This window comes from Streptomyces purpureus (assembly GCF_014648195.1).
GTDB lineage: Bacteria > Actinomycetota > Actinomycetes > Streptomycetales > Streptomycetaceae > Streptomyces > Streptomyces purpureus.
Window position 1 is genome coordinate 230,332 of sequence record NZ_BMQQ01000005.1, and the last position, 15,655, is coordinate 245,986.

The 15,655-nt window shown below is 73.2% G+C and carries 13 protein-coding genes; 4 read left to right on the forward strand and 9 right to left on the reverse strand.

Annotation, left to right across the window (positions count from 1 at the left end; genetic code table 11):
- Positions 1-783: a peroxide stress protein YaaA gene (gene yaaA, locus IEZ01_RS09735; RefSeq protein WP_189201088.1), complete on the forward strand. Its 783-nt coding sequence runs from the start codon at positions 1-3 to the stop codon at positions 781-783.
- Positions 784-846: 63 nt separating this feature from the next.
- Positions 847-1,464 carry a bifunctional 4-hydroxy-2-oxoglutarate aldolase/2-dehydro-3-deoxy-phosphogluconate aldolase gene (gene eda, locus IEZ01_RS09740; protein ID WP_189201090.1) on the forward strand — a complete coding sequence of 206 codons (618 nt, stop codon included), beginning with the start codon at positions 847-849 and terminating at the stop codon, positions 1,462-1,464.
- Between the two features lie 4 nt (positions 1,465-1,468).
- On the opposite strand, the gene IEZ01_RS09745 is transcribed toward eda, so the two are convergent.
- The 7 genes from IEZ01_RS09745 to IEZ01_RS09775 all read right to left on the reverse strand — a co-directional run bounded on the left by IEZ01_RS09745 (position 1,469) and on the right by IEZ01_RS09775 (position 11,641).
- The gene (locus IEZ01_RS09745; protein WP_189201092.1) at positions 1,469-5,881 is read right to left on the reverse strand and encodes a caspase, EACC1-associated type; all 4,413 of its coding nucleotides are present in this window, start codon (positions 5,879-5,881) and stop codon (positions 1,469-1,471) included.
- The gene (locus IEZ01_RS09750; RefSeq protein ID WP_189201094.1) at positions 5,878-6,483 is read right to left on the reverse strand and encodes an effector-associated constant component EACC1; all 606 of its coding nucleotides are present in this window, start codon (positions 6,481-6,483) and stop codon (positions 5,878-5,880) included. Before IEZ01_RS09750 ends, IEZ01_RS09745 begins: the two co-directional genes overlap by 4 nt.
- Before the next feature lie 17 nt (positions 6,484-6,500).
- The gene (locus IEZ01_RS09755; RefSeq protein WP_019885901.1) at positions 6,501-7,328 is read right to left on the reverse strand and encodes a GNAT family N-acetyltransferase; all 828 of its coding nucleotides are present in this window, start codon (positions 7,326-7,328) and stop codon (positions 6,501-6,503) included.
- A 296-nt stretch (positions 7,329-7,624) separates the two neighbouring features.
- The gene (locus tag IEZ01_RS09760; RefSeq protein ID WP_189201096.1) at positions 7,625-8,965 is read right to left on the reverse strand and encodes a bifunctional RNase H/acid phosphatase; all 1,341 of its coding nucleotides are present in this window, start codon (positions 8,963-8,965) and stop codon (positions 7,625-7,627) included.
- On the reverse strand, positions 8,965-9,708 hold the full coding sequence (locus tag IEZ01_RS09765; RefSeq protein ID WP_189201190.1) for a zinc ribbon domain-containing protein: 744 nt from the start codon (positions 9,706-9,708) through the stop codon (positions 8,965-8,967). Before IEZ01_RS09765 ends, IEZ01_RS09760 begins: the two co-directional genes overlap by 1 nt.
- Complete coding sequence (locus IEZ01_RS09770) at positions 9,705-10,520, reverse strand: Nif3-like dinuclear metal center hexameric protein (RefSeq protein WP_019885906.1); 816 nt, start codon at positions 10,518-10,520, stop codon at positions 9,705-9,707. The genes IEZ01_RS09765 and IEZ01_RS09770 overlap by 4 nt, the downstream gene beginning before the upstream one ends.
- Positions 10,521-10,597: 77 nt before the next feature.
- Positions 10,598-11,641, reverse strand: coding sequence for an ABC transporter substrate-binding protein (locus tag IEZ01_RS09775; protein WP_189201098.1), 1,044 nt, complete (start codon positions 11,639-11,641; stop codon positions 10,598-10,600).
- Between the two features lie 196 nt (positions 11,642-11,837).
- Here IEZ01_RS09775 and IEZ01_RS09780 point away from each other — a divergent pair, with 196 nt between their 5' ends.
- The gene (locus IEZ01_RS09780; RefSeq protein ID WP_189201101.1) at positions 11,838-12,998 is read left to right on the forward strand and encodes a hypothetical protein; all 1,161 of its coding nucleotides are present in this window, start codon (positions 11,838-11,840) and stop codon (positions 12,996-12,998) included.
- 10 nt (positions 12,999-13,008) lie between these two features.
- A complete protein-coding gene (locus tag IEZ01_RS09785; RefSeq protein WP_189201202.1) occupies positions 13,009-13,170 on the forward strand; it encodes a hypothetical protein in 162 nt (53 codons plus the stop codon).
- Positions 13,171-13,522: 352 nt separating this feature from the next.
- Here the strand turns inward: IEZ01_RS09785 and IEZ01_RS09790 are convergent, their stop codons facing one another.
- Both IEZ01_RS09790 and IEZ01_RS09795 read right to left on the reverse strand, forming a co-directional pair.
- On the reverse strand, positions 13,523-14,464 hold the full coding sequence (locus IEZ01_RS09790; RefSeq protein WP_189201103.1) for a 3-oxoacyl-ACP reductase: 942 nt from the start codon (positions 14,462-14,464) through the stop codon (positions 13,523-13,525).
- A gap of 70 nt (positions 14,465-14,534) precedes the next feature.
- Positions 14,535-15,611: a Zn-dependent alcohol dehydrogenase gene (locus IEZ01_RS09795; protein WP_019885911.1), complete on the reverse strand. Its 1,077-nt coding sequence runs from the start codon at positions 15,609-15,611 to the stop codon at positions 14,535-14,537.
- Positions 15,612-15,655: the final 44 nt, after the last annotated feature.

The following is a 15,655-nucleotide window of genomic DNA, read 5'->3' on the forward strand; positions in this document are numbered from 1 at the left end:
GTGCTCGTGCTGTTGCCGCCGTCGGAGGGTAAGGCCGCCTCCGGGCGCGGGGCTCCGCTCAAGCCGGAGGCGCTGTCCCTGCCCGGCCTCGCCGAGGGGCGGGCCGCGGTCCTGGACGAGCTGGTGGAGCTGTGCGTCTCGGACGAGGAGAAGGCGCGAGAGGTCCTCGGCCTGAGCGAGGGCCTGCGCGGCGAGATCGCCAAGAACACCGGACTGCGGACTGCTGGGGCGCGGCCGGCCGGTGAGATCTACACGGGCGTGCTGTACGACGCCCTGGACCTGGCCACCCTGGACGCGGCGGCGCGGCGCCGGGCGCGGGAGCGGCTGCTGGTGTTCTCCGGCCTGTGGGGCGCGGTCCGGGTGGACGACCTGATCCCGTCGTACCGCTGCTCGATGGGCGTGAAGCTGCCGGGCCTGGGCGCGCTGGGCGCGTACTGGCGCACGCCGATGGCGTCGGTGCTGCCCGAGGCGGCCGGGGAGGGTCTCGTGCTGGACCTGCGGTCGGCGGCGTACGCGACGGCTTGGAAGCCGAAGGGTGAGGTGGCGGAGCGCACGGCGACGGTGCGGGTGCTGCACGCGCCGACGCGGAAGGTGGTGAGCCACTTCAACAAGGCGACGAAGGGACGGATCGTCCGCGGCCTCCTTCAGTCGGCGGCGGCCCCGAAGGACCCGGCGGAGCTGGTGGAGACGCTGCGGGGGCTGGGGTACGTGGTGGAGCCGAAGGCTCCGGCGCGGGCGGGGACGGCCTGGTCTCTGGATGTGCTGGTGGACGAGATTCACTGACCGCCCGTTGCGGCATGTGCAACGTTCGTTGCGAGTGTCGCGACACCCCGTGAGGATGGCGCCATGGCCTCCGTCCTCGACCTCGCCCCCGTCGTCCCCGTGGTCGTCCTTGACGATGCCGCCGACGCCGTCCCCCTCGCCCGGGCCCTCGTCGCCGGGGGCCTGCCCGCGATCGAGGTCACGTTGCGCACACCCGCCGCGCTCGGGGCGATCCGGGCGATCGCGGACGGGGTGCCGGAGGCCGTGGTCGGTGCGGGTACGGTCCTCACGGCTCGGGGCGTACGGGACGCGGTGGCGGCCGGGGCGCGGTTCCTGGTGAGTCCGGGGTGGACGGACGCCCTCGTGCAGGCGATGCGGGCGTCGGGGGTGCCGTTCCTGCCGGGGGTGTCGACGGCGTCGGAGGTCGTGGCGCTGCTGGAGCGCGGGGTGAGCGAGATGAAGTTCTTCCCGGCGGAGGCCGCGGGCGGCATCCCGTACCTGAAGTCCCTCTCCGGCCCGCTCCCCCAGGCCCGCTTCTGCCCGACCGGGGGGATCTCCCTGGCCTCGGCACCGTCCTACCTCGCGCTGCCGAACGTCGGCTGCGTCGGCGGTACGTGGATGCTCCCGGCGGACGCGGTCGCGGCGCGGGACTGGGGGCGGGTGGAGGCGCTGGCGCGGGGGGCGGCGGCGCTGGCGGGGTAGTGCCTTAGGGGCAGGTCTTCCGGTACTTCAGCGCTGACGCGTACCTCTTCCATTCGTCGTACGTGTCGGCGAGGCCGCGGCCCGCCACCGCGCACGCGCGACCGAGCGTGTCGGCGGCGATCTCAGGGAAGTCGTCCAGGTCCCAGACGAGGACGCTGCGCCCGTCCGTGGCGAGCAGACGACGCCCGTCCGGGGTGAACCGTACGGAATCCACCCCCGCACGGGCCTCGGTGAGGTTCGCGACCTGGTGGGGCAGGCCACGGTCACCGACCGCCCACAGCACGACGCTCCCCTCCCTGGTCGCCCCGGCGACCAGGTTGCCGCCGGGATGGAACGCCAGCTCCTGGAGTTTCTGCCCTCTTCCCCTCTTCGCCGCTCTGCCCAGCGCGCGGGGTCGAAGGGGGTCGGTGACCTCCCACAGTTCGAGGTCGTCGCCCAGGTACAGGTTCGCGAAGGTCTGACCGTCGGCGGAGAACGCGAAGGGTCCTGCGCCCTTCACCTCGACGCGTTTCCCGCCCGGCGTCATGTCCCACAGCAGCGTCTGGACGCCGAGTGGCTTCGCGGTCCAGACCTGGAAGGCGAGAAGCTTGCCGTCGGGCCGGAAACGTGGCGCTTCCACCAGGACCAGGTCGGCGAGGGTGAGAAGGGCGCGGGGGCGGCGACGGTCCGTCGTGTCCCAGACCGTGCCCTGGCCGGACGGGGACGGCAGGTCGCCCTCCACCGACACCAGCCTGTCCCCGCGCGGTGAGAAGGCCAGCTGCTCGACCGGCTTGTCGCGCCGCACGGTGGCCGTCGTACGCGGACGCGTCGGTCTGACAATGTCCCAGAACACGATCTTGCCGCCGCGATCGCCGCTGACCAGCGACTTTCCGTCCCCGCTGAAGGCGACGCCCCTGACGGTGGACGTATGGCCGGCCAGGGAGGCCAGGCGCTTGGGGCGTAGTAGGTCGCGGACGTCCCACAGGTCCACCACTTCGTCCCCGCCGCCCGCGAGGAGCGTGCCGTCGGGGCTGAGGTCGAAGGTGTCGTAGCCCCGCATCCCGTCGAAGGACGCGACCGCTCGTGGCCGGCCGTCTCCCCCCGCCCTCCAGTGGATGACCTCCTCGTCCGCGGCGCTGACGAGCCGTCGGCCGTCGGAAGCGAACGCCATCGTGTCCACCAACCCGTCGTGCTCGACCAGGGTCGTCACCTTCGCGGGCTTCTTCGGATCGGTGACGTTCCACAGGACCACGCTCTTGTCCAGGCTGCCCGTGGCGAGCGTTGTGCCGTCCGGCCGGAAGGCGAGGGCGGTGACATTCTCCTTGTGGGCGAGCCAGTGGTGCATGCGGCGGGGCTTGGCCGGTGTGGAGAGATCCCAGAGCTCTACGGTCCCGCCGCCGGCGGTGGCCAGCCGGCGACCGTCCGGGCTGAAGGCCGCCGCCTCCTCCCGTACGGGAAACGTGCTCAGTTCCTTGGGCCGGGCCGGGTCGGTGATGTCCCACAGCTTCGCACCGGAGTGGTGGGCTATCGAGTCCTTGTCGTGCCAGTCCTTGACGTAGAGGATCGCACCGGAAGCGGTGAACAGGGTCCGCCCGTCAGGACTGAAATGCAGCTCCTTGCTTTCGTACACCCCTCGCCGGACACCAAGTTGGCGCGGCCGTGCCTGGTCCCGTACGTCCCACAGCACGAGCGCGCCGTAGCGGTCGTTGTCCTGCCACCAGCCGACCCCGCCCAGGGTCCTGCCGTCCGGGCCGAACCTGATCGCGTTGGCGTGCTTGGGTAGCCCCGGCGCGCGCATGACGGTGGTGCGGCGCGGTGTCGCGGGCGTACGCAGGCTCCACAGGCTCACCGTCCCGTCCTTGCAGGCCACGGCCAGTGTCCGGGCGTCGGGACTGAAGTCGGCGGCCTTGACGTCGTCGGGGCAGGCGTCGAAGGCCGCGAGCCGACGGCCCGGCCGACCCGGTGTGCCGACGTCCCACAGCTCGAGCCGCCGTCCCTCGCGGAGACGATCGAGGGCAAGGAGACGGCCGCCGCCGCCCAGGACGCGGACGTCCCACGACCGGTCCTCGACCGTCACCCGCCCGGCGAAGTGCCCCTGGGCCAGCCCGTCGAAGAGCGCCGTACGCGACTCCGCCGACGGCTGGATCCGGTACGCCGCGATCGCCAGCCGCAGCGCCGTCTGCGGCTGGGTCGGGCGGAGCGTCTCCGCTTCCGCCTTCAGTGCCCGGTACGTCGCCACCACGCTCTGCTGCTCCGCGATGCGGCGCTGCTCCTCCGTCTCGTTCTGCTCGCCGTACGCGATGAACGCGGCGATCAGCGCCACGCACAGGGCCAGCGCCACACCGCCCAGCGCCCGCTTGAGGCGGCGCGTGCTGTGGGCTTCCCTCCGGCGTTCGGCTGCCTCCTCCGCAAGGCCGCGCTCGACGAAGTCGATGTCCAGGGGGCGGGTGAGGCGGTTGCGGCGCAGGAGGCTCGCGGCGGTTGCCAGGCGGGGGCCGCGGTAAAGGTAGCCCGGGTGGCGGTGGGCGGAGTTCCATTCGTCGGCGTCGTCGGCGAGCTGCTGGCGCAGGACGAGTTCGGCGCGGTTCTCGTCGATCCAGCGGTGCAGGCGGGGCCAGGCGCGCAGGAGGGCCTCGTGGGAGATCTGGGCGCTGGACTGGTCGAGGGTGACGAGCCGGGACTCGACGAGCCGGTCGAGGATGGCGCGACCCGCCGACAGCAGCTCGGCGGTCGGGATGCGGCGGCGTACGGCGTCCTCGGAGGCGTCGGCGCCGACGTGCACCATGCGCAGGAGCAGTTCGCGCAAGGCCGTCCGGCCGCGCTGGTCGAGCGACTGGTACAGCTTCTCCGTCGTAGTGGTGACGGACTGCCAGATGCCGCCGGTGGCCTGGTATCCGGCGAGGGTGAGGGTGGCGCCGCTGCGGCGCAGCCAGGTCTCGCGCAGCACGTGGGCGAGGAAGGGGAGTCCGGCGAGGCCCGCCGGGCCGCCTTGGCGCAGGTCGTGCAGGAGGCGGTCGACGAGGCCGGTCTGCAGGGTCAGACCGGCGGCCGAGGCGGGCTGTTCGACGGCGGTGCGCAGATCGTCCTCGGTCATCGGCAGGACGGTCAGCTGGTGGTGTTCGAGGGCGCCGGCGAGGGCGGGGTGGTCGAGGCAGCTGCCGTAGTGGTCGGCGCGCAGGCTCAGGACGACCTTGGGGTGGCCGGGGGCGCCGGCGGTGAGGACCGCGATGAACCGGGCGCGCTCCTCCGCGTCGCCGCAGCGCGTGAATACCTCCTCGAACTGGTCGACGACCAGCAGCCGGCAGGCCGTACGCCCCGGCAGCGGGGGCGCCAGCCGGCCGTCGTCGAGCGCGGCCCGTACGTCGTCCGGGTCGCGGCCGGTGGCCCGGGCCCACAGTTCGGCCAGCGCGCGCAGCGGACGGGGGCCCGGCGCGGACAGCAGGAGCGTCGGCCAGGGCTCGGGGGCGCGCTCGAGGCGGGCGAGGAGTCCGGCCCGTAACAGGGACGACTTGCCGACGCCGGACGCGCCGACGAGGACCAGCGGATGCGGCACGTCGGTGTCAGTCAGCGCGGTCACCAGGCGGTCGGTGAGCGCGTCGCGGCCGTGGAAGTAGCCGCTGTCCTCCGCGCGGAAGGCCTCCATGCCGGGGTACGGGCAGGGCACGTCGGCGGGCGGGGCGCCGTCCGGGCCGGCCGGGGGCGGGGGCCGGTAGGCGGCGTTGGGGGCGACGGCGAGGGCGCCAAGCGTTCCCTCGCTCTGCCGCTGCGGCTGGATGAGCCCGCCTCTGAACTTCCGGTCCAGCGCGGCGTGGAGGTGGTCCAGGGTGAGATGGGGCGGGCCGGTGGGGTCACCGGATTCGAGGAGCTCGACGAGCCCTCCGCCGAAGAGGGTGTGCCGCTCGCCCTCGGGGGCGTACGAGAGGGCGAAGTACGCGGCGGAGCTGAGGAGGAAGCTGCCGGTGGGGCGTGCGGAGACGAACGGGTCGGCCGCCCGGGCGCCGGTGGGTGCCCCGGCCCGGCCGGAGAAGCAGCAGTCGAGGACGACGACGCTGCCCGCGGCGGCGCGGCCGAGCAGCCCTTTGAGCGTGTGGTACGGGACGGCGTCCGCGATCTGCTCGGCGGACCGGCTCGTACGGGTGGCGAAGTACAGCTCGTCGCCGGGGCCGAGCAGCCCGTGCCCGGCGTAGAGGAACAGCACCACTCCCGTCGCCTCGTCGACGGCCCGCTCCACGGCGGCCACGATCTCGTCGGGGCGAGCGGTCGCCGGGACCCGGTGGATGCGGTCGTCGGCCATGCCGCAGACGTCGCGCAGGAGCCGTCGCAGGTCGTCGAGGGTGGTGTCGACGGACGGCAGCCCGGGGAGCGCGGAGCCGGGCGCGTGCGCCCCGGTCCCGACGATGACCGCCCGCGCCCCGTCCTCGGCGAGGCCGCCGGTCATGGGGTGGGGGGCGGGGCGTCGGCCGGGGTGCCGGGGCCCGGGAGGGCGGGGGGCGGCGAGGTGTCGGGCGAGGCTCCGGGGAGCGCCGCGGGCGGGGCAGGGCGCGTAACGGGCGGGGCGTCGGGGGAGGGCGAGGTATCGGCAGAGGCGCCGGGGAGCGCCGGAGGCGGGGCGGGCGGGGCAGGGCGCGTGACGGGCGGGGCGTCGGGGGGCACCGTTTGGCCCGGGGCCGCGGGTGGTCCCGTGATGTCCGTGGCGAGTTGGCGGGCCAGGTCCGCCGACTGCTGGGCGTCCAGGCCGCGTACGTGGGTGGTGGAGACGGTGACCTGGGTGCCGTCAGGGCGCGTGATGGTGATCGTCTGGCTGCCCCTGCGGGTCTGGGCCCAGGCGACGACCGCCCCGGCGAAGACCGCGGCCACCCCGCCCGGCGCGAGAACCGCGAGCAGGGCGTCCGTCGCCAGGCCCATGGCGCCGGCGGGGGGTTCGGCCTGCGTCGCGCCGCTGTGTATGCGGCCCCGCAGCTGCGGCACCGCACTCAGCCAGCGTCTCAACTCGTGGGCGCCGTCGGCGCCTTCACCGTGCACCGCGATGAGTGTGCGCATGCCACGTAGCCTACGTGTCAGGTGTGACGCGGGGTGTGGGTGGTGGTAAGTGCCACGTGATCGACCAGGGGACGGTAACCGAGGCGCTGGTAAAGGGCGTTGCTCGTCGGGTTGGCCAGGTCGGTGAAGAGCAGCACCTGCCGGGCTCCGGCGTCCAGGGCCGCCCGGCTGACGGCGCTGGTGACGGCTCCCCCGAAGCCCCGGCCGCGCCAGGGGGGCGGGGTGTAGACGGGCGAGAGCCGGGCCTGGTCCGCGACGAGAGGCGAGATGCTCGCCATCGCGACCGGTCCGTCGTCGGTCTCCCAGAGGTGGAGGCGGCCGTCGGCGACGCGGGCCTCGATGTTCGGGGCGTAGTCGGCGTCGGGGTCCTCGCCGATGTCGGCGGCGAAGCCGCGCATCCAGCCGAGGGCGAGCGGTACGTCGGCGGTGACCGCGGCCCGTGCCCGTCCTGGTGGCGAGGGATGTGGCGGGGTGAGGGTACCGAGCCGGAAGAGCCGCATCCGCCGGGCCGTCGTCCAGTTCTGGCCCATGGCCTCGGCGAACGCGTGGGCGGGTGCGTACTCGCCGCGTGCGCCGGTGGCATCCGGCAGCTCGCGCGCGAGGGCGCGGGCGGCCCGGTCGGGCATCGGGCCGAGGGCCGGCGGATGGGGCGGGGTGACCAGGAAGGCCCCGGTCACCCGCCCGTCCGGCTCGGTCCACCAGCCGTAACGTGCGCCGTCGACGGGCGCTCGGCGTGCGCCCTCGCTGACGGTGAGCAGCACGGTGTTCCGGGCGGGGTCCGCGGCGAGGTGCTCGCCGGCGGCGGTCCGGAAGGCGTCCACGTCACCGGTGACATGCCACGTCATGGCGTCACCGCAGGGCCACGGGTGACATTGCGCGTCACGGGGCCACCGCCACACCACCCGTGACATTGCCCGTCACGGAGACACCGCCACACCACCCGTGACATTGCCCGTCACGGAGACACCGCCACACCACCGGTGACATTGCACGCCACCGAATCACCACCGCCCCGCCCTGTGACATTGCACGTCATCGGGACACCGCCCTCCCCCACCCGTGACATTGCACGTCACCATGTCACCTCGGGCGGGAGGTGCGGCGGCGCGGCTGGCGCGGCCGCGATCCCCACCCCACCGCCTCACCTCAGGTGCGACGTGTCGTTCAGGAGGCGTACGGAGGCGTTGCCGTCGGCGTAGTACGCCACTGCGGAGAGCGAGGCCGCCGACAGCTCCATGCGGAACAGTGACTCCGGCGGGGCGCCGAGGGCGAGGCGGATCAGGGTCTTGACCGGGGTGACGTGGGTGACGAGGAGGATCGTGCGGCCCGCGTGACGAGCCGTCAGCCGGTCCCGGGTCGCCGCCACGCGGCGGGCGACGGTCGCGAAGCTCTCGCCGCCGCCCGTCGGGGCCGCCTTCGGGGAGGCGAGCCAGGCGTCGAGGTCGTCGGGGTAGCGCTCCCGTACCTCCGCGAAGGTCAGCCCTTCCCAGGCGCCGAAGTCGGTCTCCCGCAGGCCGTCGTCGATCTGCACGTCCAGGCCGAGGCGGGCGGCCACGGTCTCGGCGGTCTGCCGGCAGCGGGTGAGGGGTGAGCTGATGATCTCCTGGATCGTGCCGCGTGCGGCGAGCGCGGCGGCGACGGCCTCGGCCTGGCGCCATCCGGCGCCGGACAGCTCGGGATCGGCCCCACCACTCCCGGAGAACCGCTTCTCCGGAGTGAGCGCGGTCTCCCCATGCCGCAGTAGTACGAATGTCGCCGGCGCCCCCATGTCGGGCCCCCAGCCGGGTGCGGCGCCGGTGGCGGCAGCCCGCTCAGCCGCAGCCTGCGCATCGGCAGCTCCGGCCCACGGCGCCACGCCAGTCACCCCGGACGCAGCCGTACCAACGGCGGCACCGCCGACCGGAGCCGTCGTCGCCCCCGCCAGGGCCGCCCTCGCCTTCGCCGCGCCCGCCGTCGCGTCGCCGGGCGGGCCCGACGGCGGGGCGGGGACGGCGGCGGCGTTGCGGGCCGCCGCCGTGTCCAGGGCGGCGGTCGAGGCGGAGGGCTGCCACTGCCTGCCGTGCTTGCCCGCGTCCATCGCCTCGTTGGCGAGCCGGTCCGCGTGCTTGTTCTGCTCGCGCGGGATCCACTCGTAGCGGACCTGCCCGGCCGGCAGGATCCGGGCGGCCTCCGCCGCCAGCGGCTTCATGTCCGGATGCTTGATCTTCCAGCGTCCCGACATCTGCTCGACGACCAGCTTGGAGTCCATCCGGACCCGCACCCGCGCGTCCGGCGCCAGCTCTTTCACCGCCCGCAGGCCCGCGATCAGGCCCTTGTACTCGGCGACGTTGTTCGTCGCGACCCCGATGTACTCGGCGGTCTCGGCGAGCGGCTCGCCCGTCGCCGCGTCGAGGACGACCGCGCCGTAGCCGGCCGGGCCCGGGTTCCCCCGGGAGCCGCCGTCGGCCTCGACGATCAGCTCACGCAGCTCCCCCGAAGCCATCAGAGGCCGGACTCCGACGTACGGACCAGGATCCGGCGGCAGTTCTCGCAGCGCACGACGGTGTCGGCGGAGGCCGCCCGCACATCGTTCAGCTCGGTGATGTTCAGCTCGATGTGGCAGCCCTCGCAGCGGCGCTGGTACAGCCGGGCCGCGCCCACACCGCCCTGCTGCTCGCGCAGCTTCTCGTACAGCTTCAGCAGGTCGGCCGGGATCGACCCGGCGACCAGCTCGCGCTCCTTGCGTACGGACTCGGCCTCGCCGTCGAGCTCGGCCTGCGCCGTGTCCCGGCGGGCGGTCGCGTCGTCGGCCTTGGCCTGGACGGACTCCAGCCGGCCGGTGAGCTCGGTCACCCGCTCCTGGGCGGACTCGCGGCGCTCCATGACCTCCAGGACGACGTCCTCCAGGTCGCCCTGGCGCTTGGCCAGCGAGACGATCTCCTTCTGGAGGTTCTCCAGGTCCTTGGGGGAGGTGACCGCGCCGGAGTCCAGGCGCTGCTGGTCACGGGCGGCGCGCTGGCGCACCTGGTCGACGTCCTGCTCCGCCTTGGTCTGCTCGCGGGCGCAGTCGCTCTCCTCGGTCTGCGCGGCGACGAGCAGATCGCGCAGCTGGGTGAGGTCCTTGTTCAGCGACTCGATCTCGGCGTGCTCGGGCAGCGACTTGCGCTTGTGGGCGAGCTGCTGCAGTCGTACGTCCAGGGCCTGGACGTCGAGGAGTCGGATCTGGTCGGCGGGCGCGGCGTTCAGTTGGGGGCTCCAGAATTGTGGTGGGAGGACCAGGGGTCGGTGACCGTCTTCGAGACGTGGACCCGCAGGCCCCATCCATTGCGGTCGGAAATCTCGTCGAGCTGGGAGGCGGCCTGCTCGCACCAGGGCCATTCGGTGGCCCAGTGGGCGGCGTCGACCAGGCCCAGCGGAGTGTGCTGAACCGCCTCGGACGCCGGGTGGTGGCGCAGGTCGGCGGTGAGGAAGGCGTCCACGCCCGCGGCCCGTACGGCGTCGAAGAGGCCGTCGCCGGATCCGCCGGCGACGGCGACCCGGCGCACGATCATGGTGGGGTCGCCGGCGACCCGGATGCCCTGCGACGTGGTGGGCAGCCGCTTCGCGGCGCGCGCCGCGAACTCCGACAGGGTCTCCGGGTGGTCGAGCTCGCAGATCCGGCCGAGGTTGTTCTCGGCGACGAGGGGCCCGGTGACCCGCAGGTCGAGGGCGCCGGCGAGGGCGTCGGAGACACCGGGGTCGGCGGTGTCGGCGTTCGTGTGGGCGACGTGCAGGGCGATGTCGTGCTTGATCAGGCTGTGCACGACCCGGCCCTTGAAGTGGGAGGCGGCGACCGTCGTCGTACCGCGCAGGTAGAGCGGGTGGTGGGCGACGATCAGCTGGGCGCCCAGGGTGATCGCCTCGTCGGCGATCTCCTGGACCGGGTCGACGGCGAAGAGGACGCGGTCGATCTCCGCGTCGGGGTCGCCGCAGACCGTGCCGACGGCGTCCCACTGCTCGGCCCGCTCGGGGGGCCAGAGGGCGTCGAGCGCGGCGATGACTTCAGAGAGGCGGGGCACGGAGGAAAGGCTACCTGTCCTCCGTGCTCCGCTTCCTGCGCGCGCTTGCTCGACGACTTCCCCGCCGGGGACGGGGTCTACTTGACGAGGTCGCCGCGGAGGTCGTCGAGGACCTCGTCGGCGGCGGTGACGCCGAGGCCGAGGTACCAGGTCTCGTCCGGGACGTCCTTGGCCTGGCCGCCCTTGACGGCCTTCAGGTTCTTCCAGAGCGGGTTGGCCTGGGCGGTGTCGCGCTTGGTGGCCTTCGGGTCGCCGTACACGCCGGTGAAGATCCAGTCGGCGTCGGCCTCGTCGATCTTCTCCGGACTCACCTCGGCGGCGAGCTCGTTGATCTGCTGGTTCTTGGGCCGGGGCAGGCCGGCGTCCTCGAGGATGGTGCCGATGAAGGAGGCCTTGGCGTAGAGGCGGATACGGTCCGGGAGGTAGCGGACCATCGAGACGGTCGGCTTCTTCGGGCCGATGTCGGTGCCGAGCTTCTTGGCCTTGGTCTCGTAGGCGGCGAGCTTCGCCTTGGCGTCGGCGGTCTTGTCCAGGGCCGCGGCGTTGAGGAGGTAGTTCTCCTTCCACGTGAAGCCGGGGCGGATGGAGAAGACCGTCGGGGCGATCTTGGAGAGTTCCTTGTACTTGTCGGCGGCGCGCAGTTGGCTGCCGAGGATGAGGTCGGGCTCCAGGTTGGCGATGGCCTCGAGGTTGAGGTTGTTGATGGTGCCGACGCTCTTGGGCTCGCCGGCGTCCTTCTTCAGGTAGCCGGGGATGCCGTCGTCGCCCTCGCTGGGGGCGTAGCCGACGGGCTTGACGCCGAGGGAGACGACGTTGTCGAGCTCGCCGACGTCGAGGACGACGACCCGCTTGGGCGCGGCCTTGATCTCGGTCTTGCCCAGGGCGTGGGTGACGGTGCGGGGGAACTGTCCCGGCTTGGCGTCGGTGCCCATGGCCGCGGTCTTCTTGGCCGCGTCGCCGAAGTCCTTGCCGCCGGTCGCGACGGACTTCTTGCCGCCGTCGCCGGCCTTGGCCGGGTCGGAACCGGAAGCGGAACCGGACTCTTGACCTCCGCATGCCGCGAGGGAGAGTGCGGCGACGAGGGCTACGACGGCGGCACCGCCGCGACGACGCAGGGACATGGGCGCTCCTGACAAGGAAACGGAACATGAAGGTTAGGGCTGCCTTACCTTAAGCACCTCGTTCCTCTTCAGCACAATCGCCCCCTCTCGGGGGCGCGAATCGGTCGATGGCCACCCTTATGTGTGAAGAGGGAAGTCTCGCGTTGTCCGGCTGGAAGTGCGAAAACTAGCTTCGGTGGCCGGAGGTGACGACCCGATGACAGCCTGTGCCATCGAGGCCGCCGCGGAGGAAGACGGCACGCTGCGGCCCACGGGGTTCACGATCACTGCGGACGGCGCGTACGCCGCGCGCCTGGCGGGGAACGGGGACGCCCTTTATCCGGAACGGTGGACGCTGGACGGCCCGGAGCCGTACGCGGTCCCCCTGCCGCTCGGCCAGCCCGAGGAGCCCGACACGCGGGTGGTGCCGATGGCGGACGGGCGGGTGCTGATCGGACGCCGGGTGCAGGAGCGGTACACCTTCTCGCTGCTGTACCCGACGGGTCCCCGCACCGGCGAACTGCCGCTGGGCGCCGTCGAGTCGACGGGCCTGACCCTGCTGCCGCCGTCGCCGGACGGCACCTGCGCCTACGCCCTCGTGCCCGGCCCGGGCGCCACGGCGATCTGGCTCGTGGCGGGCGGCGCGTTCGGTCCTGAGCTGGTGGCCGAGGTGAAGGGTCGCTGCACGGGTGGGGTGTGGCTGGACCGTACGGGCCGGATGCTCGCCGTCGACCGGCGGCTGGACGACGGTCCGGTGAAGTCGGTCGCGGTCGACCTGGAGCGGGGCGGCGAGGTCACCGAGCTGCTCCAGATCACCGAGGAGAGCGACGACCGGCTGCTGCTCGCCGACCCGGACAGCGGGCTGCTGCTGATCCGCTCGGACGCCCCGTCGCCGGGTCACCACCGGCTGGGGTGGGGGGTGCTGGGCAGTTCGCGGCCGGTGCGTTTCCCGGAGTGCCTGCGGCTGCCGGACGCGGCGGTGACGCCGTTCGCGATCCAGCCGGGGCAGATGCTGATGCCGGAGAACTGCGCGGTGGCGCTGCGGATCGACGGGGCGGCGGGCAGCTGGGTGGGGCTGTGGCGCCCCTCGGCGCGCCGGCTCCACCAGGTCGCGGCGCCCGGCGGATGGCTCGCGGGGGCCGGTCTGTGGACCCGGTCCGGTGTCCTGCGCCTGCCGTACGTCACGGCGGCGGTGCGGTGCGGTCTGGCGCGCCTCGAAGCGCCGGTGGAGGCGCCGGTCGAGGCGGCACCGGCCGCGCCCGGCGCGGTGGCCACGCAGGGCGCGCAGGGCGTACAGGCGGCGGCGAAACCCGCCGTGTGCAGACCCGTGCCGTTGCAGCAGGCGCCGCTGAGCGGGCGGCGGAGTGCCGCTGGTTAGACTCACGGCTTTGCACAACAGCGATCACTACGGGGTGAGTTCCAGCATGTCAGACGCCACCACCGACCAGACTCGACCGGTCGGCTCCGGCAAGCACCGCGGGGGAGCGTCGTCCCAGGACGACCAGTCGGCCCGCCCGCACGGCCGCCACCGCCGCGACGACGCGGAGTAGCAGCCGGGCGGAAAGCCCCACCCGCCGGGGGCGGGTGGGGCGTGTGCCCACCGGGGACGGCCCGCGGGAAGCCCGCGGCCGCCGACGGCGCAGGCCGCGCGGGCAGGCTCGGCCGGAGGCCGCGCGCCGCTCGGGTCGGGAGCGGGGCCTCGATTGACGCGGGAACGACCGAGAGCCGCCCATCGCGTGTCAGCCCCGCCGCCCGCGCACACGACCTAGAGCGCCCCTCCCATGTCGACCCCGCCGCCCGCGCTCACCACCGAGAGCGCCCCTCCCATGTCGACCCCGCCGCCCGCGCTCACCACTGAGAGCGCCCCTCGCGTGTCGACCCCGCCGCCCGCCCAAGGGCCCGTCACCCCTTCTTCAGACCCAGCACCTCCGTTGCCGCGAACGTCTCGTTCGCCGGGCGGGCGTCGTAGTACGGGGTCAGGACGCCGTCCAGTTCCTCGTACGTGAAAGCCTCCTTCGCCGTGTCGAACTTGGCCGCGACCCGGGGGCGCTCCACGATCGCCACCATCCCGCCGTGGACCACCAGCACCTGGCCGTTCACCTTCGCCGCCGCGGGCGAGACCAGATAGCCCACGAGCGGCGAGACGTGCTCGGGGGCCAGCGGGTCCAGTTCGCCCGAGGCGGGTTCGGCGAAGCCGGCGAAGACGTCCTCCGTCATCCTCGTACGGGCCCGGGGACAGATCGCGTTCGCCGTGACCCCGTACTTCGCCAGCGCCGCCGCCGTGGACGTCGTCAGGCCCACGATCCCGCCCTTGGCCGCCGCGTAGTTCGGCTGGCCCGCCGAGCCCGCGAGGAACGCCTCCGAGGAGGTGTTGACGATCCGCCCGTACACCGGCCCGCCCGCCGCCTTCGACCGCTCACGCCAGTGCACGGAGGCGTAATGCGTGGTGTTGAAGTGGCCCTTGAGGTGGACCCGGATCACCGAGTCCCACTCCTCCTCGCTCATCGAGAAGACCATCCGGTCGCGCAGGATCCCCGCGTTGTTGACCAGGATGTCGAGCTTTCCGTACGTGGTGACCGCCAGGTCCACCAGCGCGCGGGCGGCGTCCGGGTCGGAGACGTCGCCGACGTGCGCCACGGCCCGGCCGCCCGCCGCGACGATCTCCGCCGCGACCTGCTCCGCGGGCCCGGCGGACACCTCGCCCGAGCCGTCCCGGCCGGGCCGTCCGTAGTCGTTGACGACGACGGCCGCGCCGAGCCGGGCCAGTTCCAGCGCCTCGGCGCGCCCGAGGCCGCGCCCGGCGCCCGTGACGATCGCGCTCAAGCCCTCAAGAGGCAGTGACATCCGGCAGAGTCCTCTCAGTCCTGATGGGGGTCGGATCGCGGTACACGTACGGGTCGGATCGCGGTGCGGGTCAGATCTCGATGCACGTACGCAGCGCCGCACCCGTACGCATCTGGTCCAGCGCCTCGTTGATGCCGGCCAGCGGCACCCGGTGGGTGATCAGCGAGGCGAGGTCGATCCGGCCCGCCCGCCACAGCGCGATGGCCCGTTCGTAACTGCGCTGCACGTCCCCGCCGCCGTACATCGACGGCAGGATCCGCTTCTCGTCGAAGAACAGCTCGAACATGTTGAGCTGGAGGAAGTCGTCGAGCGCGCCCGCTCCGACCACGCAGAGCGTGCCGCCGCGCCGGGTGGTCTCGTAGGCCGTGCGGGCCGTCGCCGATTTGCCGACGACCTCGAAGACGTAGTCGAAGCCCTCGCCGCCGGTGATCCGCTGCTTGGCGTCGGCGAGCGCGTCAGGGGCGACCGCCTCCGTCGCGCCGAACCGCAGCGCCGCCTCCCGCCGGGACTCGACCGGGTCGACGGCGACGATCTGCGCCGCGCCCTGGAGCCTGGCGCCCTGGACGGCGGAGATGCCGACGCCGCCGCAGCCGATGACGGCGACCGACGAACCGGCCTCCACCTTGGCGGTGTTGATGGCCGCGCCGAGTCCTGTGGTGACGCCGCAGCCGATGAGGGCGGCTATGTCGTAGGGCACGTCGTCCGGGATCGGTACGGCGCAGCCCGCGTCGACGACGACCTCCTCGGCGAACGTACCGGTGCCGGCGAAGCCGAAGACATCGCCGCCGGGGCGTTTGAAGTTGGGGACACCGGCGTTCATGAAGCCGGCCAGGCACAGCTGGCTCTGGCCGCGCTTGCAGGAGGGGCAGGTGCCGCAGGCGGGCAGCCAGCACAGCAGGACCCGGTCGCCCGGGCTCAGGCCGGTGACGCCGTCGCCGACGTCGATGATCTCGCCCGCGCCCTCGTGCCCGGGGACGAAGGGCGCGGGCTGGGGCAGCACCCCGCTCATCGCGGAGATGTCGGAGTGGCACAGTCCGGTGGCCCGGACCCGGATTCTGACCTTGCCGGGGCCGAAGCCCACCGCCTCGATGTCGTCGAGGACCTCGAGTTTGTCCTGACCTGTCTCGTGCAGTACGGCTGCGCGCATGGTGCGGCTCCAATCACGAATGGTCGACGATCATCAAAATGGCC

Excerpts from the sequence above, each read along its gene's own strand:
- eda (WP_189201090.1), top strand. The coding sequence starts at position 847 with ATGGCCTCCGTCCTCGACCTCGCCCCCGTCGTCCCCGTGGTCGTCCTT.
- IEZ01_RS09745 (WP_189201092.1), bottom strand. The coding sequence starts at position 5,881 with ATGACCGGCGGCCTCGCCGAGGACGGGGCGCGGGCGGTCATCGTCGGG.
- IEZ01_RS09750 (WP_189201094.1), bottom strand. The coding sequence starts at position 6,483 with ATGCGCACACTCATCGCGGTGCACGGTGAAGGCGCCGACGGCGCCCAC.
- IEZ01_RS09755 (WP_019885901.1), bottom strand. The coding sequence starts at position 7,328 with ATGACGTGGCATGTCACCGGTGACGTGGACGCCTTCCGGACCGCCGCC.
- IEZ01_RS09760 (WP_189201096.1), bottom strand. The coding sequence starts at position 8,965 with ATGGCTTCGGGGGAGCTGCGTGAGCTGATCGTCGAGGCCGACGGCGGC.
- IEZ01_RS09775 (WP_189201098.1), bottom strand. The coding sequence starts at position 11,641 with ATGTCCCTGCGTCGTCGCGGCGGTGCCGCCGTCGTAGCCCTCGTCGCC.
- IEZ01_RS09780 (WP_189201101.1), top strand. The coding sequence starts at position 11,838 with ATGACAGCCTGTGCCATCGAGGCCGCCGCGGAGGAAGACGGCACGCTG.
- IEZ01_RS09790 (WP_189201103.1), bottom strand. The coding sequence starts at position 14,464 with ATGTCACTGCCTCTTGAGGGCTTGAGCGCGATCGTCACGGGCGCCGGG.
- IEZ01_RS09795 (WP_019885911.1), bottom strand. The coding sequence starts at position 15,611 with ATGCGCGCAGCCGTACTGCACGAGACAGGTCAGGACAAACTCGAGGTC.